This is a genomic window from Halorussus salinisoli (genome assembly GCA_005239435.1).
Classification (GTDB): domain Archaea; phylum Halobacteriota; class Halobacteria; order Halobacteriales; family Haladaptataceae; genus Halorussus; species Halorussus salinisoli.
Genome location: SZNP01000011.1, coordinates 176,993 through 199,535 on the forward strand (window position 1 = coordinate 176,993; position 22,543 = coordinate 199,535).

General features: G+C 54.8%; 20 protein-coding genes and 1 pseudogene. 8 read left to right on the plus strand and 13 right to left on the minus strand.

Going from position 1 to position 22,543, the window contains the following annotated elements; translation table 11 throughout:
* Complete coding sequence (locus E2484_RS24240) at positions 1-1,047, minus strand: Bug family tripartite tricarboxylate transporter substrate binding protein (protein ID WP_137287768.1); 1,047 nt, start codon at positions 1,045-1,047, stop codon at positions 1-3.
* 179 nt (positions 1,048-1,226) lie between these two features.
* Between E2484_RS24240 and E2484_RS24245 the strand changes: the two genes are divergently transcribed.
* The gene (locus E2484_RS24245) at positions 1,227-2,495 is read left to right on the plus strand and encodes an MFS transporter (RefSeq protein WP_137287769.1); all 1,269 of its coding nucleotides are present in this window, start codon (positions 1,227-1,229) and stop codon (positions 2,493-2,495) included.
* 44 nt (positions 2,496-2,539) lie between these two features.
* Here E2484_RS24245 and E2484_RS24250 read toward each other — a convergent pair whose 3' ends face one another.
* The 3 genes from E2484_RS24250 to E2484_RS24260 are packed head-to-tail and all read right to left on the minus strand — an operon-like array spanning position 2,540 to position 5,104.
* Positions 2,540-2,905 (minus strand): Rieske (2Fe-2S) protein, encoded by a 366-nt coding sequence (locus tag E2484_RS24250; RefSeq protein WP_137287770.1) that lies wholly within the window; start codon positions 2,903-2,905, stop codon positions 2,540-2,542.
* Complete coding sequence (locus E2484_RS24255) at positions 2,902-3,978, minus strand: amidohydrolase family protein (protein WP_321113131.1); 1,077 nt, start codon at positions 3,976-3,978, stop codon at positions 2,902-2,904. Before E2484_RS24255 ends, E2484_RS24250 begins: the two co-directional genes overlap by 4 nt.
* Before the next feature lie 55 nt (positions 3,979-4,033).
* Positions 4,034-5,104, minus strand: coding sequence for a mandelate racemase/muconate lactonizing enzyme family protein (locus tag E2484_RS24260; RefSeq protein ID WP_170977490.1), 1,071 nt, complete (start codon positions 5,102-5,104; stop codon positions 4,034-4,036).
* Between the two features lie 189 nt (positions 5,105-5,293).
* On the opposite strand from E2484_RS24260, the gene E2484_RS24265 reads away from it, so the two are divergent.
* Positions 5,294-6,064, plus strand: coding sequence for an IclR family transcriptional regulator (locus E2484_RS24265; protein ID WP_137287772.1), 771 nt, complete (start codon positions 5,294-5,296; stop codon positions 6,062-6,064).
* A gap of 389 nt (positions 6,065-6,453) precedes the next feature.
* Here E2484_RS24265 and E2484_RS24270 read toward each other — a convergent pair whose 3' ends face one another.
* Positions 6,454-6,792, minus strand: a complete 339-nt coding sequence (locus tag E2484_RS24270; RefSeq protein WP_137287773.1) for a hypothetical protein — start codon at positions 6,790-6,792, stop codon at positions 6,454-6,456.
* Positions 6,793-7,461: 669 nt separating this feature from the next.
* Here E2484_RS24270 and E2484_RS24275 point away from each other — a divergent pair.
* On the plus strand, positions 7,462-8,484 hold the full coding sequence (locus tag E2484_RS24275; RefSeq protein ID WP_137287774.1) for a YeiH family protein: 1,023 nt from the start codon (positions 7,462-7,464) through the stop codon (positions 8,482-8,484).
* Between the two features lie 730 nt (positions 8,485-9,214).
* Here E2484_RS24275 and E2484_RS25330 read toward each other — a convergent pair.
* Positions 9,215-9,511 carry a hypothetical protein gene (locus E2484_RS25330; RefSeq protein ID WP_170977491.1) on the minus strand — a complete coding sequence of 99 codons (297 nt, stop codon included), beginning with the start codon at positions 9,509-9,511 and terminating at the stop codon, positions 9,215-9,217.
* Positions 9,512-9,598: 87 nt separating this feature from the next.
* Between E2484_RS25330 and E2484_RS24285 the strand changes: the two genes are divergently transcribed.
* Entirely contained in the window at positions 9,599-11,020 is a 1,422-nt protein-coding gene (locus E2484_RS24285) for an arylsulfatase (protein WP_321113138.1), read from the plus strand.
* 1,184 nt (positions 11,021-12,204) lie between these two features.
* Here the strand turns inward: E2484_RS24285 and E2484_RS24290 are convergent.
* The 3 genes from E2484_RS24290 to E2484_RS24300 all read right to left on the minus strand — a co-directional run bounded on the left by E2484_RS24290 (position 12,205) and on the right by E2484_RS24300 (position 15,825).
* Entirely contained in the window at positions 12,205-14,145 is a 1,941-nt protein-coding gene (locus tag E2484_RS24290) for an archaea-specific SMC-related protein (protein ID WP_137287776.1), read from the minus strand.
* 70 nt (positions 14,146-14,215) lie between these two features.
* Positions 14,216-14,848: a rod-determining factor RdfA gene (gene rdfA, locus E2484_RS24295; protein WP_137287777.1), complete on the minus strand. Its 633-nt coding sequence runs from the start codon at positions 14,846-14,848 to the stop codon at positions 14,216-14,218.
* Positions 14,849-15,057: 209 nt separating this feature from the next.
* Complete coding sequence (locus tag E2484_RS24300) at positions 15,058-15,825, minus strand: IclR family transcriptional regulator (protein ID WP_137287778.1); 768 nt, start codon at positions 15,823-15,825, stop codon at positions 15,058-15,060.
* A 244-nt stretch (positions 15,826-16,069) separates the two neighbouring features.
* Between E2484_RS24300 and E2484_RS24305 the strand changes: the two genes are divergently transcribed.
* A complete protein-coding gene (locus E2484_RS24305; protein WP_137287779.1) occupies positions 16,070-16,801 on the plus strand; it encodes a glutamine amidotransferase in 732 nt (243 codons plus the stop codon).
* Positions 16,802-16,848: 47 nt separating this feature from the next.
* Positions 16,849-17,223 carry a Rid family detoxifying hydrolase gene (locus E2484_RS24310; protein WP_137287780.1) on the plus strand — a complete coding sequence of 125 codons (375 nt, stop codon included), beginning with the start codon at positions 16,849-16,851 and terminating at the stop codon, positions 17,221-17,223.
* A 51-nt stretch (positions 17,224-17,274) separates the two neighbouring features.
* On the opposite strand, the gene E2484_RS24315 is transcribed toward E2484_RS24310, so the two are convergent.
* Positions 17,275-18,492: an aminotransferase class V-fold PLP-dependent enzyme gene (locus E2484_RS24315; RefSeq protein WP_137287781.1), complete on the minus strand. Its 1,218-nt coding sequence runs from the start codon at positions 18,490-18,492 to the stop codon at positions 17,275-17,277.
* Between the two features lie 239 nt (positions 18,493-18,731).
* Positions 18,732-19,064, minus strand: a pseudogene (locus E2484_RS24320) (acetyl-coenzyme A synthetase N-terminal domain-containing protein); the annotation flags it as partial.
* Positions 19,065-19,462: 398 nt separating this feature from the next.
* On the opposite strand from E2484_RS24320, the gene E2484_RS24325 reads away from it, so the two are divergent.
* Entirely contained in the window at positions 19,463-20,263 is an 801-nt protein-coding gene (locus tag E2484_RS24325; RefSeq protein WP_137287782.1) for an endonuclease/exonuclease/phosphatase family protein, read from the plus strand.
* An 85-nt stretch (positions 20,264-20,348) separates the two neighbouring features.
* Here E2484_RS24325 and E2484_RS24330 read toward each other — a convergent pair whose 3' ends face one another.
* Positions 20,349-21,338 (minus strand): Gfo/Idh/MocA family protein, encoded by a 990-nt coding sequence (locus tag E2484_RS24330; RefSeq protein ID WP_137287783.1) that lies wholly within the window; start codon positions 21,336-21,338, stop codon positions 20,349-20,351.
* Between the two features lie 382 nt (positions 21,339-21,720).
* Here E2484_RS24330 and E2484_RS24335 point away from each other — a divergent pair, with 382 nt between their 5' ends.
* Complete coding sequence (locus E2484_RS24335; protein WP_137287784.1) at positions 21,721-21,963, plus strand: hypothetical protein; 243 nt, start codon at positions 21,721-21,723, stop codon at positions 21,961-21,963.
* Positions 21,964-21,993: 30 nt separating this feature from the next.
* On the opposite strand, the gene E2484_RS24340 is transcribed toward E2484_RS24335, so the two are convergent.
* On the minus strand, positions 21,994-22,543 hold a 550-nt coding region (locus E2484_RS24340), incomplete at its 5' end, for a HEAT repeat domain-containing protein (RefSeq protein WP_170977493.1).

Genomic DNA, 22,543 nt, shown 5'->3' on the forward strand with positions numbered 1-22,543 from the left:
TTATTTGTTGACTGCATCTTCCATCAGTGAGATATAATCTTTGAGTTGTGAGTGTTTCTCCTTGTTCATGGCTCCCGTCTTTTCTGCATTCTTGTAGTAGACCTGCGAATCAATCGGCGGGTTCTTCTCCTTTAGGGACTGCACGTACTCTTCGGACTGGATCGCATCTTTGAACGCGCTGCGGAGTGCCTTAATTCGGTCTGGATAATCCTCGGCGGCCTTTGCCTGTGTGAACCACGCGTACCGAACCTGCGGCGCGGTTGGCGGAACTTTGGACTGGTCGAAGCCAAGCGCATCACTGAATGTCGGTGCATCATCAGTAAGTTTGCTCCATTCGTTCTCCTTGGCGTGGACTGCGAGAACTTCCGTCGAGTCGGATGTGCCGAGGCTGTTGAATACGTTAGCGTGCACTAGGTCTACTTCCTCCTTAACTAGTGCTCCTCGCGATGCACTCCCGCCATCGTACGGAACGATGTTGAACTTCGCACCGGTCACCTTTTCGAGAAGCGCTAAACCGAGGACGTTCTGATTGTACGGGCCAGACGTCGATACCTTCAGTTCGCCGGGATTCTCCTTTGCGTACTTCACGACCTCCTGAATGTTATCAAACCGATCGTCCTCCCTGTGTTTTCGAATCAGACCAGGGTCGCGTAGCAGGTTACCAATCCACGCGAAGTCGTCAAGGCTGTACTTGGCACCGCCGACAATCATTGTGAAGTTGAACGCTGGTATTGACGCAGCACCGATGGTTCCAACGTCTGGCTTCGCGTTCAAGACTGCTTGGGTGCCAATTTGCGTACCAGCACCGGACTTGTATTCGGGTTTAATTTTAACTCCGAGATTTTCTTCGAAGTAAGACTGGATTTGTCTCGTACTCCGGTCGACACCACCGCCTGGACCGAACGGGACAATGAAACGGACAGGGTCGACGGCGTAGCCAGTCGATCCCGAGGCACTGCCTCCGAGGATATTGTTCGTACAGCCCGCAAGTCCGCTAATACCAGCTACACTAGCCGCTTTGATGAATTTTCGCCTTTTAGATGGCATTTGTGTACACTTCCCGTGTCATTACGGTACATGTTCGGGGGCTATATAATACCACCGCATCCCACCGAACACCTTATATTAGAATATTTATAATAAGGGGGCGAAGGAGGACTTAATCGAGATAGTTGGCCAAATTAAGAGGCAAACGGAGCAGGCTGTGACAAATCTTAAGTCAGTCGGTGATTGAAGAGCTAACACGACGCGTTCAATTTGCTACAGAAAAGAAGAAGAAGGTATGTGCTGTCAGTAACATGATTGGCGGCTATTCGCTAAAACGAGCCATCTCGGAGTTTGGACTCCTCGCCGTCGTCTCGACCATCTGGTTTCTCATCCTCTTCGTCCGGCAGGCATTTCCTCCGCTATTTGCGACGTTCCAAGCAGATTTCAGTATCTCCAATACAGAAGTAGGATTCCTGTTCTCTGTGCTGATGGGCACATACGCGGTCACCCAATTCCCATCTGGCGTGCTTTCCGACCGTTTTGGAAACCTGCCTATCATCTCGCTGGGAACATTCCTGCTGTCGGTCGGTGCAGTCGGGTTCTCAGTTTCACCCACGTTCACCCTCTTAGCGGTCGCCGCATCCGTGATTGGCATTGGTTCCGGCATGCATAAGACGGTCGCAATAAATCTCCTCTCAGAAGAGTACGCACAACATCGTGGATTCGCACTCGGTCTCATGGACACTGTCGGTCAGTTTGGCGGTGTCGCTGCACCGTTGGTTGTCGTTGCGCTTCAAACATCCACACTTCCTTGGAGCCTGTTATTCGTCGCGACGGCTATCGTGGGCAGTTCCCTCAGCTTCACAATCCACGGCGGATACGTCTCCCGGTCTCGGCCGCCGCCTGACGAAGAACACGACGCCGGACTAGAGTCTCCGACGAAGGCATCGTACCGACAACTCCTTTTCGACTCACGTCTGCTGCTGTTTGTCATTGCAGCATCCCTGCTCGCGTTTGCATGGAACGCTCTCTCAGCGTTCTTACCGCTGTACCTCACTCACGCAAAGGACCTTACGCCGGAGACCGCTAGTCTCATCTATAGCCTGTTCTTTGGGGCCAGCCTCACGCAGATTGTTACTGGCCGATTAAGCGACAACGTCGCGTACTCGACGCTGATGTTGGGGCTTGTCGTAGTAGTCCTCGGTGGAATTGCTATCCTGGTAGTTGGTACTGGGGGCATCGTCATCGCCATTGCGGTCGGCGTTGTCGGTGTCGGCTTCCATGGCCTCCGCCCTGTTCGAGACTCCTATTTCACCGTACTTCTACCGGATACGATCGGTGGTGGTGGACTGGGTATCATCCGGACCATCATGACGGTCGTGGGGAGTATCGCCCCGGCACTATTTGGTCTGCTATCTGACAGAGTTGGCTTCGGAGTGGCGATGATGGCTCTAGGGGGTGTACTATTGAGTTGCTTCGTCGTCCTCTGCTATCAGCGAACTAAATAAGTAGTCGTGAGGTCGAACCTTGGCGTCTGTACACGGATCGGCGGTCAGAGCGAAACGACAACGTTACCGTCTTCGACTTTGACGGGATACTGCGGGAGTTGTACCTTCTGTCTAGAGAGACACTCTCCAGTCGTCACGTCGTATTCCCAGCCGTGCCACGGACAATTCAGTATCTGGTCATCCTTTTCGTAGGCAAGTTCGACCTCCAGTGACTCCTCGTCGAAGCAGGCCGTAGTCGTTCCTGTAATGTTGCCCTCACACGCGGGCCCGGCCTGATGAGCGCACCAATTCGCGTAGGCGAAGAACTCGTCGTCGATGTTGAACACGCAGATCTCGCGGCCTTCGATCTGCACTACGACTCGTTCACCATCGGCTAACTCTTCCTCTGCAACGATGACGTGGTCGCTCATATGTCCATTCCAAATGCGTCTGCGGCGTTCTTATACAGGACCTTCTCCCGTTCTTCTTTCGTGAACTGCTCTCGGAGATGCTTGTCCAGTGCGTCGGGGTGGTCGAAGTCCCAATGCGGATAGTCGGTTGCGAACGAGAGGGAGTCTGCGCCGACCATCTCGATGAGTTGTTGCATGTGTTCAGGGTTGTTTGCCTCCCCGATGGGTTGACTTGCGAAGTAGAACTCCCGAATGTACTCTTCAGGACTCTTCGTGAGAAGCGGTGCTTCACTCCGCCGGATCGAGTACTCCTTGTTAAGCCGGAACATCATCATCGGAATCCATCCGATACCGGCTTCGAGGAACGTGAAGTTCACGTCTGGGAACTTTTCCGGGACACCATTCACGATGAGACTGCTGAGCGTCATCATCTGACTCCAGGTGTGGGCCATCGTGTGGACCTCAATAAACTTCTCGAACGCCTGGTTCTGCCGCGGGAACTCGAACATAAACGCACCACCGCTTCCGTGATAGGCGATGTGGAGATCGTTGTCTTGAGCCGCCTTGTAGATGATGTCGTATTCCGGGTCACCTAGTGGCGGATTCGGCCCTGTCGTCGCGATGTACGCGCCGACGATCTGTTTCTCGTCACCGAGACGGTCGAGTTCTTCTGCGGCCTTATCCGGTTCCTGCGTGGCGAGTGACGCCAAACCCCGGAAGTGGTCGTGCTCGTCGAGGTACTTGTCGATCAACAGGTCGTTGTACGCCGGCATCAGGTTGACGGCGAGGTCCGTTTGCGGGAGGCGTGGCAGCTTCGACGTTGCGTTCAAAATCGGATAATCGATGTGGAAATCTTCACAAAGCGTCGACTGTACGTCCTCCGGGCTTTCGACGGTGTAATGATCGATCTTTCCCCGCAGGTTCCGGTCCCAGCCACTCGACGGGAGTGGAGAGTACCCGGTGTTTGACATGTGACTCCGATATGGTTCGTCGACGTACTCTGCGACCTCTGCCGGCGAAACTGACAGGTGTATGTCAGTATCGACGATAGTCGTCTCTTCTAGTGTCTGCTGGTTTGCTGGCTCGGTTGCCATGTGTTGTGTTATGACTGTGACTGAACTTATAAATTTTACCCCTAGTGTACTCTACTCAGGGTATCGTCAGACGAGTCTCACTAAACTCGGATAAATGGTTGTCTGAGACAGAGACGCCAAGGCCGGGTGCCTCGGCGAGCTGAACCATCCCATCGCTGTATGAGTATGTGGACTCGAACGGTTGGTCCGCCATCTTCAGGAGACCGACGCTCTCGACAGGTCGGAAGACGTTCTCGTGAGACGTCGTCAGAAGCAGTTCCGCACTCGTCGCCGGCGTGAGACCAAATCCATGTCCGACGACGCAGTCGATACCGGCATCTGCTGCCATCTCAAGCGCGTCGTTTGCCTGCAATAACCCGCCAAGTCGAAGGGGTTTTAGTTTGAGCCGGTCTGCAGCACCTCGGTCGAGCACTTTGCGCACGTGGTCTAGTGTCAGGAGACACTCGTCAGCCATGATCGTCGTCGATGTGGATTTCGTGACTGCTTCGAGGCCGTCGAGATCATCTTGCGGAACAGGTTGTTCGAGATGCACGAGTTCAGTATCCTCAAGCTCTCGTGCGACATCGATCGCCGTCTTGGAATCGTAGGCACCGTTGACGTCAGCACGGACTTGCATCTGTGAACCAACTGCGCCCACCACAGTACGGACGCGCTCAATATCACGCTCGGGGTTACCGTCCAGTTTGAGTTTGAGGGAGGCAAATCCTCTGTCACGCCAAACCCTGGCGTTTTCGGCCATGGATTGTGGTGTATCGACCCCAATCCACGCATTGAGTCGTTCTCTTTTTCGTGAAGTTCCGCCGAAGAAGGATGCAACAGATTTGTCGTTGACGTGGCCACAGAGGTCGAGGAACGCCATCTCCACGGCACATCTAGCGTTTTCGTGACCCTGTACGGATTCGAGCACTGCTGCCCCTTCACATGGCGTCTCGGGTTGGACCTCAAGGAATCGTGGAAGGATGACGTCGGACAATGCGTCCCAGATTTCTTGGGACGTCTGTCGCGAGTATCCCGGTGAGGGGTCTGCGGTCCCGATGCCTCGAGTACCGTCCGCGGTTTCGAGGATAACCAAGACGGCATCCATTACCGAGAAATCATGAACAGCAGCGCGGTACGAATCCTTCATTGGAACGCGAAGCCGATGGAGTGTTGCTTTATCGATATTCATGGGTTTCGTAATTGATGCGAGACATCTGATTGTCCACTCCCTATGTTAAGAACTTTCCCACTGAAAGTATGGTCTCTCGAACGGGAATGGGGCCGATTGCGTTCCCCATCGGTAAACTTTATTTAGCCGGCTGCATTTGGCCTCAGTATGGACATACCTCCCGAGGAACCGTCGAAAACGATCAAATCGGTGCAGAAAGCGTTCGACATCGTTGAACGCTTACAGCAGTTGAACGGTGCGTCTATCGCTGAGCTCTCGACCGAGCTTGATCTCCCGAAGAGCACGATTCACAGTCACCTCACTACGCTCCGTGAACGCGGATACATCGTCAAAACTGGAGACACCTACTATGCGGGTCTGCTTTTTTTGAACCTCGGAACCAAAGCACGGGAGCGCCACTCGTTCTTCAGCAAGGTCAAACCGAAGATGGAACGCCTCGCGCAGGAGACGAACGAGCGGACTCAGTTGATGATCGAAGAACACGGCAGGGGCATCTACGTCTATCGAGCGCATGGAAGTCACGGCGTCCAAACAGCCAGTCGAATTGGGAAACCACGCCACCTACATACGGGTGCAGCCGGTAAAGCAATTCTCGCATCGCTACCGGAGGAACGAGTAGAGAGAATCATTGACCAGTGGGGACTTCCACCGCTGACACCTAACACCCTCGATACGAGCGAGAAGCTCTTTGACGAACTCGCAGCAATCCGTGAGCGAGGGTACGCAATAAATCGGGAGGAACACATAGAAGGATTGTGGGCCATTGGAGCGGTGATAGAGAACGATAACCAGGTCCTCGGGGCACTCAGTATCTCCGGCCCCACGTACCGAATCAAAGAGCAAGGGAACGAGGAAGAAATTCGCCATAAACTGCTCGGAGTCATTAATGAAATAGAACTAGATATGCAGTCGGAGTGACTTCCTCCCCACCCTACTCGCTCACCGCTGACGCGGGTCGCTCCCTGCGTTGCTCCTTGAGGACGGGGCATTAGCGCCTGATTTTTAGGTAAACCAAGACTGGAAATTCGACATCCGACTATCCTGCCGTTACAGCTCTAGAAGTGTAACAGGGGTACGCCGAACTATAGGTGACTGTCCTTATTTCCATTTACCATTGTTGAACGCAATGTTAATGATTACTGACGAACGTCTTGCTGTCCCCTCCACTTAACCCAGTGTCAGGCCATCAAATTCTGCAAAACTTCCTAACTCCTCTAAATAATGACTCCGATAGGTACTGGCCACTGTTCACTATGATCGAATGGCAGTCGTTACCAACTATTGCAATGCCACAGAGATTAGTTCGATTATTCGGTATTCTGATCAACTGGACCTAGCTCGGCGCGCACCTGCTCTTCAAACTCTTGAGCCGTTAGTTCGTAGACCGTGTTTCCGTTCCCGTCTCGGTGACGGCCAACCTCAAACAGATGGTCTCCGTCAGCAACAATGACGAAGTCATCGGGATATCGTGAGTCAAAACCCATAAACCGAAGTTTGGCCTCAAACTCTGCTTCAAGTTGCGGGACAACTTCATGCGTAAAGACACCATCGGCAAACATCGGTGGGCGATACGCTGGAAGCTCCATCTCCTCACGTAATCTCTGGTTCTCCACCCACCATTTCGGCTTTCCATCTGCGTCAGCCATACTTGGATATTATAGAGAAGCTTCAAATCAGTATCGGTACTTTGACCGCGAGAAATATAGTGACTAATATCCAACGAATATATCTACACCTACAATTGTGTTGGTTAATAGGAAAGACTATGCATACAATTATAGTCCTCCATGTAAACAGTCCAAGTACTCGTGGCACACATAACGACCCTGCAAGAGTGCTAAATTGAGCGTCAAAAACCTAGAAAACCCTCCAACAGCGACAGAGACACCATACGGTCCAATTCGCTAACTAGAATCGCATCAGAGCTGAAATCACCAGATAGAAATCATCGATGGAAGAATTCCTGCAAATCATGACCGAACTGGCTCGGAAGACTAGAACAGTCATAGATACAAGAACTCCGCAGACCGAACCCCATAAAAACCGCAAGGTCGCCTTCGGAAGTACTGTACAGGCGATGTGTCTAAACACTACTGACCTTGAGGGGATGGCACTTGTCCCTGGAATACCCTACCAGCCATGACAGACGAGGATTTCCATGATGGTGATACCACGTCTCTCCAGCAGACCGGATTCGCTTGGCGGAACAGTCCCGTCATCCTCCAACGACGGTGGGTACAACTCCCCCGCGACTGGAAGGCAGTTATCTGCGGCTTAGTCGTAGTTGGGCTAGTACTTGGAGGAGTGACGATTCCATGGTAACTGAGAAACTCTCGGGGCACTCCTCGATTCTTCCGGGAATCGGCGTACTGTTTACTATCGGAGTTACTGCTCGAATCGTCGCGTCGTACGTCCCGTTGACCAACTACCTCATCGTTGCAATCTTCCTCGGGGCACTTCTAGGCAACTGGTACGGGACTCCTGAGTGGGCAAAGTCAGGTGTCAAAACGCACAAGCTCTGGTTAGAGGTCGGCATCGTCGTCATGGGTGCGAGTGTCAACCTTGGTCGCGTCGTTACTGCAGGACCCACCATACTTATTCTCGTCGCTATGACCGTGCTGTCGACAGTCCTTCTCGTTGAATTGCTCGCACGTACGCTATTCGATGTCCCGCAGAAGACCGGGTCACTGTTAGCTGCAGGGTCTAGTATCTGTGGCGTGTCTGCTGTCGTCGCAATCGCGGGGAGTATCGACCCTGACGAGAGCCAGATCGCGTATGCTGCCGGAACCGTTCTCTTGTTCGACGCTATGACTCTCCTAACGTATCCCGTAATTGGGAAGGCACTCGGACTCTCTGATATCGTTTTCGGGATCTGGGCTGGCCTCACGATGTTCAGCACGGGTCCCGTCACGGCGGCGGGATTCGCGTTCTCGAATGCTGCCGGTGAGTGGGCACTCCTCGTGAAACTTACTCGCAACGCATTAATTGGTATCACCGCTATTGGCTATGCGACGTATTATGCTCGGTATCTGAAAAATAGAGGCAGCGACAACGCTTCTCCTGGAGGACCACGGTATCTTTGGCGAACGTTCCCTAAATTCGTCCTCGGATTTCTCGCCGTGATGCTTTTCGCAAACCTTGGATTTCTCGACCAGCACCACGTAACATCACTCGAGCACGCCTCGAGTTGGGCATTCATGCTCGCGTTTGCTGGTCTCGGTCTCGAAATCCGAATCGGGGAACTCCGCTCGACAGGGATAAAGCCGGTTCTTCTCGTGCTTACTAGCTTTCTCACAATCAGTGTCCTCGAACTTGTTACGCTTGTAACTCTATTTTGATATCCAAATATATTGAATATGGAGAGCCGTCGATAGGTCGAATCGAGAGCGGCTATGTCCTCGTGGAGTGGTGCCACTACGGAATAGTCCACGTGTTCTTGGAGATACTCGACGAGCTTTGCGATTCGTTTTGAGTCGATTGCTTCGAGTAAGTCAAGACGGACAAACGGAAGTGTCCCGTAGACCTCGTGAACGAGGTAGCCAGCCAAGGCAAAAGATACACCCATCACATCCCATTTAATTTAGCTCAAGTGATTTATCGTGTCCTCGTACGTAGATCCGGCCTCTATCTGCCGAACGATATGGAGATCGAAGCGGAAGCCGCCGCGTACTTCATCGGTCGGTGTTTCGGCCTTGACCCGAGCGAATCAGCGTTCTACTTCGCCGTATGGCGAGGCGATGACTCGGAGGTGATTCAGGACCGTCTCGGTCGAATCAGTTTGACCACTCCGGAGACTATTGTGTCACTCAATGAGTGATAACTCTAACAAACTCCAGTATACTCGGATAGTCCGGTGTCGAATAGTATCGGTCAACTGACCATAATTGACTGTAGAAGCCCAATCTATAGCCGTCTGACAGGAAACCTTTTACAATATAGGCCATAATTTGGGAGCCTGAAGCGGCTGCTTTATTTCTCGAATTGAAGTCAGCGACTCTGACTCACCAGTGTTTTCTCTAATGCTGTCACAAACAAGCCGAGGTCCTGCTGGAAATTGTTCTCTCGGTACTACCTTCCATCTAAGTCTTCATTTTTCAGTAACAGATAAAATACCGAGTGCGCCGAGTTCATCAAGGTGGTCACGAAGCCAGCGGTCAGCGACCAGACCTGATGGTACTGGGAGTAAATTTCTCGTAACTGAACTGATGTTTCGTCTTCGACCGCGAGCGTTAAGCGGACAGACAGAATATATCGCTCGTGGTCGTTCAAGTCCGAAATTCCTTCCTTGATTTCTTCCTTCTCGACACGCTCCAAAGCCTCTTCCACGTAATCTTCTCGAACGGCTCCCTTGTCGTTTTCGCGCACGATATCGCCTGCAGTCAGGAGGAAGTCGGTCGCGTATCAGAGTCTCGATACCATAGCTTTTTCATCCGGTCTCGACATTGCCGGACCATGAGCCGTCGACCCAACATCCTCTTTGTGATGACCGACCAGCATCGTGGGGACACAATCGGCGCGGATCCGGAGTGCCCTACGGACGACGACGGGTACTCCCTCGTCCACACGCCCAACATCGACCAGCTTGTGGGAGAAGGTGTTCTGTTTTCACGGGCATACTCTCCAGCACCGTCGTCGATTCCAGCCCGTCGCTGCCTCTGGACCGGTCAGACCCCGGCTACAAACGGCTGTACGAACTGGACAACCGCTGACTGGGATTTCGAGTACACGCTTCCAGGTGCACTGCGCGACGTGGGCTACCAGACACGCCTGACAGGCAAAACCCATTCGCTCCCGCCGCGCAATCATTTCGGCTTCGAACAGATGAAGCTCCACGCCGGCCTATCCGGCAACGACGACGATTACTCGGAATGGCTCGAACGGCGAAGCGGCGGGGAGTACGACGAAATCTCGCACGGAACCGGCCGGAACTCGTGGGATCCGCGGCCATCCCATCTCGACGAACACGAACATCCGACGAACTGGACGACCAATCGAGCGCTGGAGTTCTTCGAGAAGCGCGACCCAACGCGACCGTTCTTCCACTACGTGTCCTACGTCAGGCCACACCAACCGTTCGACCCGCCACAGGCGTACTGGGATATGTACATCGACCGTGACCTCCCGGAGCCGTACATGGGCGAATGGTCGGAAGAGTTGTACCGGGAACACGCGCCCGACTATCCCGAGACGGACGCGTGGTGTGCTGACCTATCGCCGACAACGATCCACCGGGCGAGGGCAGGCTACTACGGGTCGGTCACCCACATCGACCACCAGCTAAAGCGGCTTCTGACGAAGCTCCGTCAGATGGGAGAGCTCAAGGATACTATCGTCGTGTTCACCAGCGACCACGGTGAGATGCTGGGCGACCACCTCCTCTGGCGGAAGACCTACGCCTACGAGGGGTCGGCGAGGATTCCACTTGTTGTCCGATTCCCCGACGGGTGGTCGGCGGACCGTGGCCGCATCGTCGATGCGCCGGTCGGTCTCGAGGACCTCATGCCCACTTTCCTCGACATGGTCGACATAGATAGCTTCGATACCGTTGAGGGACACAGCCTCACACCGCTGTTCAACGGCGACGCCGCCGACTGGCGGGACTACTATCACGGCGAACACGGCCCAATATATCACGAGGAGAACGCTACGCAATACCTCGTCGGCGACCAGTACAAGTACATCTGGAACCCCGTCACCGGTGACGAGTTGCTGTTCGACCTCCGTGCGGATCCCGGCGAGGAGACCGACCTCACGGACGACCCTGACCACGTCAACGTCTGTGACAGGTTGCGGCAGCGACTCGTCGACCGACTCGCGACCCATCCACGGGACTACAGCGACGGCACTGAACTGCAACCGGTCGGCACTGACTAGAGCTCCTCCCTCACGCCAGTTCGCGTCGTGGCTTCGAGGCTTCCTCACTCCCACGGACATACGTCTCGGTCGACAAGTTCAGCGAAGTTGTACCGGTGGTCGCACTTTCGACACCACAAGAGTCCGGCCTACGCATGGTTCTTCCACCCTCGTTGCCGCTATAAGACCCCACAATTCCGCTGTAAACAGCCGATTCATTCCTCACACCGAGGGCAATTTCCGGAGGGAAGACCGAAGACACACCCCTTGTTGCCGCTGTAAACGGGCACCACCAGGAGAGTTCGAGTCAATCCCGAATGGAAAACGCGGGCGGACAGGAGTGCTGTAGAAAGTATCTGCTTGTATGGTCACTGTAGCGGTCCCCTTCGCGACCAAAGGTCGCTATGACTATTGCGTCCTCATCAATGAGCAGTAACACAACCCAAAATATAAATTTAATTACAATAGTTGTAATTATAATATAGAGAAGATAACTCCCGTCAACCGTGTTTTTCCTGAACTCGCTCCGTCTCCGCCGTTTTTACAGCGGCAACGAGGGGTGTCCCCGACGACTAGCTAACTAATGGTTGTTTCCGAATCCGTGATTGTTGGTTAGTCAAGTCAGTGATACAGCGCTTTCAACTAGAACCGTCAGAACTGTCTCTCCCGAGTAGGAACCAGTGTCGTACCTGTAACCTCGCTAGTAAAACAGTATCGAGACGTGTTCGTACAGGCCCTACGGTGAACTCTCCGCTCACCTTCGACCGAACACATCTCACCGAACACTCTCTGATTACTCCGACATCGCAACTGTCTGCGTCGAGGTCTGGGTCGTGACGATCAACTCTGCAGGGGCTAACTTGCCGTCTCGAAACCGCAGACATATCAGCGAATTTCTCGGTGGCCGACCGCCTGAGTTGGAAGCGACACAGCGATATCTCGGACCGACTGCCGATGTGCTGTGAGAAGATACAGTCAGGGCCGGTTTGGCCGACGGGTTTAATTGTGATTCGGTTACATTGGGTATTAACTAGTTACTTTTATATCTTTATAATAAGAAATTTGCCAGCTACGGCTTCCAACAAAGTCACCGCCACTTCGACACCTGTTCCCTCGGTTCTCATTAGAAGCGGAAACAACGAGACCATGTTTCCTCGTTCGAACACTCGAAGAAACCCTTTCACCTTATAGAGGGCTAGCAGCAGTCAGATTTCAGTAATACGGCGATACGTCTCGTCGAGTGCAGATGCGTCCTCCGGAAGCAGCGCGACAACGAGATACGGCGCGTACTCGTGGAGATAGTCTACAAGCCGCGCAATCCGCTCGGAGTCAACTGCTTCCAGTGAGTCAAGCAGCATGAACGGGACGGTTTCGTAGACGTCATGGACGAGGAACCCAGCGAGGGCGAATACGAGCCCCGTGACCTCTCGCTCGCTCTCACTGAGATGGTTGATCGTGTCTTCGTACGAAGCACCGTCCTCCGTCTTCCGGATGACGTGCAGTGCAAATGTGCTTTTGGAAACCTTCTTTCGTCCCTCACGAACGGTCTCTTCGGTTCGTTCGATCCAAATCCGGTCGATGTTTTCGTATTCCAGAATGTCGAGCACCGTCTGCATGTGATCGTTGAACGCTTCGACGGCCTGTGCTTCGAGCTGCTCGATTTTGGTCCGAAGTTCCGTCAACCGCTCTTGGATTTGCTCTCGTTGCTGTTCGAGGTCGTCCTCGCGGTCGAGTTGGGCCTGGAGTGACTCGATCTCTCCTTCGGTCTCTTCCAGTTCATCCTGAAGTGACTCAAGTTCGAATTCCAGCTGATTGACTTCCTTCTGGAGGGTGAACACTTGGGACTGGTCCTGCTGTTCCAGTTCCTCAACACGGTCCTCCAGCCTGCTAATCTCCTCTTTGATCTCTTCTTGCCGTCCCTCGAGGTCTTCAATGGTGTCTTCACGCTCCTCGATTTCGTCTTCGGTTTGGTCTAACTGTTGCACTGCCTGCTCTCGCTCACGCTGTTGTTCTTCGAGTTGACGCTTCTCCGTTTCGACCTCCTCGAGTTCGCTTTTGATACGCCTGCGTTCCTCGACCTTCTCCTGTCGAAGGTCCCTGAGTTGGTCGATGGTATCATCGATGGCGTCTCGAGTGACTTCGCTCCCACACGTCCAACAGGTCACTGTCTCCTCCACCAACTGATCCGTAATCGCCGTCTCGTCGCCTCCGGTCTCGAATGCCTCGCCGATTTCCTTGTTTGCTCCATCGACCATCTGCTCGTTAAACTGGATTACGCGCTGGAGCTCTGTCATCGTTGAGTCCAACGATGCCTTGTGATCGTGCAATCGATCTCTCTCCGTTTCGAGCTCAGACACTTTTTCGTCAGTCGGTTCTGGAAGTTCTTCGAGAGCGGTTTCGAGTTCGGATTTATCGTTCAGGAGGGCGTCGAGACTTTTACGCTGCGTTTCGAGGCGGAACTCTACGTCATCCAGTTCGCTCCGTGCTGCTTGCAGTTCGTCGAACACATCATCCAGTTCATCCTGCTGCTCTTCCACATTGGAACCGTCTTCGACCTCCGCGAGGTCCGCTCGTTTGTCCGCTAACTCGTCCTCTTTGTCGTCGATATCTTGTTCGAGCTCTATCCGTTGCTGTTCGAGGCTGGTGAGTTCGGTTTTTACCTCGTCCAACTGTTCGATTTCTCGAGTGACCTGCCGTTTTTCCTCCTCGGCCGCCGCGATTTCTGCGTTAATCTCCTCAGTGTCGACGGGCCGCATTATCACCTCTCGCAGGTCTCCCTGCCGCGCGACCGTCCGGCGTGCCTCGTTGGTCTCGAGTAGAAAGGCGAACAGTTCGGCGAGTTCGGGGTCGTCGAGATACGGTTCCCCGGAGAACTTGACGCCGTTGTCGTTTCGAGCCAACGTTCGACTGTAGGTCTCGTCGTCGATTTCCAGTTCGGCGTGGCCCTCTTCGGCGTCTCCTTTGAGTGTAACCGCATCGCTCCCCAACACGGCCATGATCGATTGCAGGAAGGACGTTCGATTCGTTGCGTTCCTGCCAGTGAGAACGTTTACTCCGGGCGTCAACGACACCTCCGTGTTATCAATACCACCAATGTTTTCAGCCGTTATCTGGACGGTATCTTTGACGTCTTGTGAAATGGTCATACAATCGTTCCGCAAGCCAGCAATTTATTTCTTATCCTTGCTGCCACTGCCAGCCGTTCGATTACAACGACTAATCTATATTGCAGTTACAGCTCTCTCCCTGCAACAGGTCACCGACCGCAAGTTCAGTCCCGCAATCGTTACAATGGATTCGCACTTCGACAAATACGTCGAATGAACCAACTGATACTCTGTCGGTATCCCGCAATCGTTCAACCGTGTACTCTGTTACTGCTCCGGTGCGAGACTGCAACCGCTGCAGCGCTTCTCTGTCCTTCTCGATTTGACTCTGGTCCGAGTCTGTCTCGTACTCTGCACCGCGGTATTTCTTGAGGTATGTATGAACCGCCTGATGTGAGACGAAGTCGGATTCGAGTTCCTCAACATCAATGCCGTTACGCTCGAGTTCTTGTTGCTTTTGTACTCGCGATCCGCTACTGACCTCAGAGTCGGTCAGTATCCTATACACGTGTCTGACTTCGTCATCCGTTACGGGCAGACGTTCCTCCTCCATTGCTGTCCTGAGGACCTCTCGGTTAAAGTACGCTGCGAGCTGTCTGAGACTCTGTCGTTCGCCCTCTTCGCCCTTCCAACGGACTTCTAACTCGTCGCCAAACCCTGTTAGATCGTACTTTCTCATCACACGTCCAACTTTACTGTTTGTTTCTGGTGGCCCTGATGAACTCTCAACTGGTTCGGTCATTGCTCCTCTCTTCGTATGCTTTCGTAAAGACCTTTGTGTTCTCGTAGCCCTCCTGTCTTCGCCTACGACTCCAAGATCTTCTGTCCCTTTCAACTCGAAATCGGCTATTACATATCTATCCCTGTAATGATAGCCATCGTCCCTTGTTTTCTCTTGCCAAACGGTGACTCAAACAGCCTCTTGAAACACCGAAACAATAGCGAGCGATGCTATTGACGAATCGATGTCGCGTTAATTTCTATTACGTTCACCGTCTGTGCAAGCAGCTCGGGGAGCTCGTCTTCCAATCGCTGCTCATCCATCCTACTCGTCGGTCCTATTACGCTAATCGCCCCAAAGACTTTGCCTTGCTGATCCTTGACCGGGGCACCGATGCCGGCTAGTCCTTGAATAGTCTCCTCGTGGTTGTACGCAAACCCCTGCTCGCGGATTTCGGACATCTCCTCGGCGAGACGCGCCTTGTCGGTTATCGTGTTCTCCGTAATCGGTTCGAGCGTCTTTTGTTCGATGATGGACTTTCGTCGTTCTTCCGGCAGAAAAGCCAGGATTGCTTTTCCAACAGCTGTGTGATACAGTTCGTTTCGATAGCCTACGTACACTTCCGTTTGAACGGCGTCTTCGCCTTCAGCTTTGTAGAGACAGATTCCTTGGCCGTTCTCCTCGACTGTGAAGAGCGCCATCTCACCGCTCTCCATGGCGAGGCGATCAACCTCGTCCTCTACTATATCAAGTACCTGATAGCGGTTCTGTGCCTGCCGTGCGAGATCGAGGAACTGGAGGCCTAACTGATACTGATCTCCCTCTTTGACGACGAACCCCGTCTCCTCGAACGTTGCGAGGTGGCTGTGAATCGTCCCCTTCGTGAGATTGAGATTCTGTTCGAGCGTCGTTACTCTAGCGCCGTCTAACTCCCGGAGTTTCTCAAGAATAGTTATCCCGTTTTGGACCGCTTTCACTGGATTCCTTGCGCCGTTCATACTTGGGTTAATGCAAAGATACCATAAATATGTTTGGCAATACCAAACCAACTGTTCATTTTGCAGCGAACAGGTTTCTCGTTCGGCAGGGTCACCTGCATTACAGCGCGATGCCTACGAAACACGATTATGTCCGATTGTTTGGTAATAGAAAACACTCATAGGGGCCGCAAATTGCTACGAGTTCGCAACCAATGCCACCGCTAGTATAAAACTACAAGTTAGGTCCCAATAATGGTGTCTCATGGTCGAAGTGCTGCTCGCCGGCGAGTCGTGGTATACTCTCACGTTCGAAGTCAAGGGACGGAACGTTCTCTGGGATAGTGAGTATGGTGAACCTGCAGACCACCTCATCGCTGCTCTCGAAACGGCCGGCTGTACAGTAACTCACCAACCGTGTCGCGTGGCTAACCAGAATTTTCCTCGACACCTCGAAGACATCGAGGACTACGATCTAGTCCTGTTGAGCGATATCGGCGCTGATACCTTACAGATAACACCACAGGTCGCTGACGGTCGGACTGATGTCGACCGATGTGAACTCTTAGAGACGTACGTCCGAAATGGAGGCGCACTCGGCATGATTGGCGGTTACATGAGCTTCGCCGGAAAAGGTGGGCAAGCACGATATGGTACAACACCAGTTGCTGATGTACTCCCCGTGGAAATTGCACAGACTGACGACCGGGTCGAAACACCGTCCGGTGCCGTCCCACGAAAGCAGGAAGCCCCCGTGGATCTCTCCGAGGAATGGCCCCCGGTTCTCGGTTACAATCGTGTCAAAGCGGAGTCAGACGCGGAGGTTTGGGCGACAATCCGAGACGATCCATTTCTCGTCGTCGGAGACTACGGTGACGGCAGCGCGTTTGCGTTGACCACCGATTGTGCTCCTCACTGGGCCCCAGCGGAGTTCCTCGAATGGGAGTCACTCCCCGACCTTTGGAGTGCACTGATCGGCAGAACGACCGCAGAATAGCATCGACGACCAGAATATTTTTATCGGTAGTCGAGAGCTACTGAGATATGGATGAAATCCGTACTAATGACGCACCCGAGAGTATCGGCCCGTTCTCCCAAGCAATTCGCGACGGCGAGAAAATCTACGTCTCGGGTCAGGGTCCAGTTCATCCGGAAACTGGTGATGTCGTGAGCGACGACATCGATAAACAGACGGCCCAAACGCTGGAGAACATCGACAGTGTTCTTCGTGCTGCCGACTGCTCGCTAGATGACGTGGTGAAGGCCACTATATTCGTCACTGACATGGACAACTACGACCGAATCAACTCGGTTTACTCTGAGTACATGTCGGATCCGTATCCCGCTCGGAGCGCGGTCGAAGTCGCCGACCTTCCCATCGATATCGGCGTCGAAATCGAAGTCATCGCATCGTCGTAGACTCCAGCGATAGTCGGCGTCGTCGGTCTGCACGTCAGACCGGCACTGCTCCTACGCGTTCACGGAAGCCAAAATCCGGTCAACTACGTAGTTTGCCTCGTCGTCAGTTAGACACATCGGATTGAGCGTGAACTTGCACTCGTGAAGACCGTCCGCCCCGACGAAAACCCGCGGATTCTCCTGCCGGAGGTCATCGACGAGACCGGCGGTCGTCGTTGACGCCCGCTCTTCGTCGACGGTAACGACGACTTCCGGTGCCACTGCCGTTTTGTCTCCACCGGAAATCGAAGTCTCAAGCACGTCACTGCCGGCCAACCCGTCTGCCATCTGTTCGGCGCGAGCCCGCCACTCCCTACAGAGTGCCTCCTCGTCCTCCTCACAGAAACACTCCAGCGCCCGAATCAAGCCGGCTAACTCCTCCTTGCCGACCTTCATAGGCCGGCCGATGCCCTGACGAGGCACACCGTCGAAGCGGTCAGTATCGACTAACTCCGCCGGTGGACTCCATGCTGGCCCTGCAGCATGCATGTCGAGATGCTGAATTGCAGCAGACTGAATCAGATCCTGGCGTCCTGCAAGGACACCGGTCGTTTGTGGCCCCCGAACTGCCTTCCCACCGCTGAAGACGATGAGGTCAACGCCCATCTCGACAAATCGTGATAGGTTTTCAGTAGGCGGTAGCTCCGCCGCTGCGTCCACGATAACTGGAACGTCGTGAGCGTGACTAATCTCGACGACTCGGTCGAGTGGAGGAGACGTGTAGGGTTTCTGAACGTAACCGACGGCAGCGGTGTCTTCAGATATTGCTCGTTCGATCTCCCACGGTTCGACGTTTTCGGCTCCCGTCCCAAGGTGATAATCGTTGGTGCCAACGTCGACGATTTCCGCTCCAGCACCGCGAATCGCGTGGTCGTATCCGGTTCGGTGAGTCCTTGGCATGACAACTTCGTCAGGGACGCCTTCGGTATCTGGGAGACGACTCATCACTTCCACGTCATCACCCGCGATACATGCAGCGGTTCCGAGCATGAGTCCTGCGCTTGCCCCGGGGGTTACATAGCCGGCTTCGGCCCCAGTGACATCACTGATGAGTTCTCCTGCTCGCGCTTGCAGATCGGAAAGGCGAACGAACGACCCAGCAGCTTCGACCATTGCTTCGACCGCCTCCTCCCGGATCAGACTACCGCCAATTCGAGTCTTCGTTCCAGCCGCGTTGACTACCTTCGGTACATCCAGTCTCTCGTAGATGTCGGGATTCTCTTCCGCCATTAATACCGATACTTCTGACGCTCAGCGTATAAGTTATGCGGAATAAAGAAGGAAACCTCCACTCGAGAGCCAAGCTGGATTCAACCATACGCTACCACTCTACCGTGATAACACGGCTGGAGATTCTAACACCTCTAGCCCAGCTCTTCCGTACGGGCGAGTGTCCCAAATCCTCAGCTAACCCCTTGTTGGATCTTTTCGACTACATCGGGATTCCGCAACGTCGAGGTGTCGCCCAACTCCTCGTCGGTCGGCTCGCCGACCCACTCGATTGCGGCCTCGTCGCCGCGCTCGTCGAGGTGGCGGTCGAGGCAGTTCGCCGAGGCGTTCAATTTCCCGCCGGTGAACCACTCGTAGAACGGCGGGTTCGAGTCGTCCAGTACCGTGTCGTACTCCTCGTCCCAGTCGAGCAGGTCCGCGGCCTGCTCCCAGCACGCGGGCCACTCCTCCTCAAACTCATCATAGATAGAGCCGTCCGAGACGTTTGCCTGCAAGACGAACTCTTGTGGTGGCTCGAACTCGTCCTGCTCTTCAAGCCGTGCTTCGAGCTCTGCTATGTCACCTTCTGGCATATCCATCCGACACGAATCAGAGTTTCACAATAAACATTTTGTATGACGACTGAACCCGGACTGGGTTCGGGTTTCCTACGCACTTCCCCGTTCAGACGCATCCTAATAGCCGACATTCTGCTCGCTCGTCCAGATCACGTCGGTACACACGGACCTGGACGGGCCAGAGTATCGGTCGGTAGTGTGGCCGTAGAGGATGGTGCCGACACCGTCGATTATCTCGGTCGCAGCGTCAACGGGTCGCCGTTCAGCCGACCAGTTCTCCCATTAGACTTCGGCATCTGGCGGACTGAATCCGTCGGAAATCCGTGGTGGCGGTCAGGAATTCGTTCCTGGAATCGGGTCTCTTCCTCGTCTAGTCCCCCGGGTTTAAGGGTTCGGGATGTGTTGACGTGACAATGATGGAGATTCGTGCTCTTTCGTACAATATCCACAACGGCATTGGTGTTGATGGACATCTCGACCTCGACCGGACCGGAGACTTGATTGCCAGACTCGACCCCGATGTCGTCGGGCTACAGGAAGTCGATCGTCACTTCCGTTCGTCGTCGAACTACACCGACCAACTAGCACGGCTGAGCGAGGACCTCGAGATGGAGGCCGAGTTCGGTCCGGCGATCGAACACGATGCGACGCAAGCGTCAGGCGGACACCCAAAGCAGTATGGCATCGGGGTACTCAGCGAATTCAGTATCGACGACGCCAACGTCGTTTCACTCGACAGCGACCCCGAGGTCGAACCCCGAGTACTGCTCGAAACGACACTCGACGTCGGTGACGATGTCCCGCCGCTACGGTTTTGCACCACACACCTCGCGACGACCCAAACTGCCCGGGAACGACAGGTCAAGGAACTGCTCGCGACCGTTGAGGAACCAACTCGACAGGTTGTCGTCGGTGACTTCAATGCGACACCGGCGAGTCCCACGATCGACGCCATCACCGAGCAGTTCGACGACGCGTTCGCACAGACTGGTTCCGACGACGTGCGTACGTTCCCAACACCGTACGTCGAACCAATCGACGGAAGCAGTACTCACCGCGTTTCGCTTCCCGATAGACGTATCGACTACGTCTTCTATTCCCCGGAAATCACCTGCTGTACGACCAGACGGGTGGAGTCACTAGCGTCCGACCACTCGGCGGTCGTTGCAGACCTCACGATTCCCGAGGTGACAGACGAGGATTCGGATGGGTAGTGCCGTAACGTTGGTTGCCCTCCGTGATGAGTGATGGCCGACGAGAACACAGATAGCGGTGGTCGGACGGGCGATTCGATTTCCTTTAGTTGGGTCGAACGACGTCACCGGACTCGTTGGACTCGTAACTCGCGGCAAGGAGTCGCTGAACGTCGAGTGCGTGTTCGACATCACCGACAGGAGGTGCCGTTCCGTCCGTGAGTGCCGAGACGAAGGCTTCGTCTTCAGGTGCTAACCAGTCCTCATCCGGTGTGGGAACGGGTTCGGATTCGCCATCTGGGCTATCGATCACGGTCAGTTCGCTCTCGGCGAGATTCAAGTACGCACTACCGTTGGTGCCGCGGACGGTGATTGAACACTCTGGACTCCGATTAGTGGCCCACGCGACCTCGAAGGACGCGGTAGCGTCTCCGGCGAACCGAACCAGGCCAGACGCCGAATCCTCGACATTCATGTCGACGCACTCGTTTCGTGTCCGGCAGAAAACGCCCTCAATGGGCGGGTACTCGAGGCAGGCCATCGCCACGTCGAGGATGTGAATCCCGATGTCGACCAAGGCACCGCCACCCGCGAGGTCGGGGTCGGTGAACCAACTGTTGGCAGGGACGCCGTCTTGCCTGATGTATTGAGCCTCGACGTGGTGAACCTCCCCGAACGTTCCGGACCTGACGCGTTGCAGGAGTTTCCGAACAGAAGCACGGTAGCGCATCACGAATCCGACCGTACAGAATGCGTCCGATGCGGCGGCCGCCGCCCCGATTCGCTCGGCTGACGTGACCGAGTGGGCCAGCGGCTTCTCGACGAGGACGTTGATATCGCGTTCGAGGGCACTGACGGTTGCGTCTTCGTGAAGCGCATTGGGAATTGTGACGACGACTCCATCGAGATCGACACTCTCGTACATCTTCTCGAAATCGTCGGAGGCGAAACAGTCGAACGTCTCGGCGAACGATTCTCGGACATCGGCACTGATGTCAGTCCCCGCGACGACACGACCGCCGGCATCCTGGATACGCTCGGCGTGTGCATTTCCCATCGTCCCGAGCCCGACGACTCCGATACGTGGTGCCGTCATCTGTCCTCCGTTAGCGAGCGCCCCGTTGCAGATACTTGTCCCGTCGAAATAACGATACTCAGAGTGATTCCTGCTGCAGTTCGGTGAATCGGACTGGCGTATTCCCGGGGCGTGGTGAGAGGTGGAGCTAACTGCATCGTCAGATGGTGATTTGAGTGTAGATAAATATCTTTCCCCGACGAAGGAAAACGACCTCCGCTTCTCGAGAAAGCGACGACCACCGTGAGCACGCGCTGTACGGCTACTGGGGGTCGAACGTGAACATCACCGACGGCCGGTACACCTACTTCCGGCCTTGCGATCCTGACACGACGGTGTACCCTACTCCGCGGAGAACAGAGAGTCCCGCGGCGGATTCACGCCGCACGACCCGAGCTCGGACGTGGACGCCGGCGAGTTCCTCCCCTACGCCGACGTTCCCGTCTGGTGTATCTCCGCCCAGGCGTACGCCCGCCAAGACGAACAGATGCTGTACGACACTTGCGACGATCCGAAACAGCAACACGACCTTGCCGGCGACGGCACCGAGGCCGATCGACGGCTGCAGGACGCACTCGTGAGCACTTTCGCTGACGTGGACGCGCCCGGTTGGAAGTTCAACCGGCTTGGGCTCGAGCGTGTGTAGCCAACGCCCTCGGAGTGCGTGATGCCTGACTCAGCAGTCCTCGGCGATATCGACCGCTTCGATAGCGGCCGACCGCACGTCCGCACTTGGATCCGACGACGCACACTCCTCTAGAGCCTCAACCGCCGCATTCTCGCCCGTGTAACCAAGCGCGAGCGCCGCGCTCGCCCGGACGAACTCGTAGTCGTCGTCTAACAGGTCGACGACGTCGGGCACAGCCGACGAAACTAATTCCGCGTCGTGCTCGGCGATATAGGAAAGGAGACTTGCGGCGGCCGCGCGGACGCGCGCCTCGGAATCCGAAAGGCGAGTTTCCAATGTCGTAACGCTGGACGACAGCGCGGTAGCTACTCGGTCACCATTGTCGGCCGCGAGTTCGGTCAGGACGTACGCCGCTGCCCAGAACGACTCGCACTCAAGCCCGGTCAAATCCTCTGACCGGGCTCCCTCGTTCTCCCCCGACTCAGCCGTGACATCCGTCTCGGCTTCTGCCTCCTCGGCTGGCTCTGACTGGGTGCTAACTGCATCGGCTGCTCCCTGGATTCCGCAACATCCCTCGATTACGTCGACGAACGCCGGG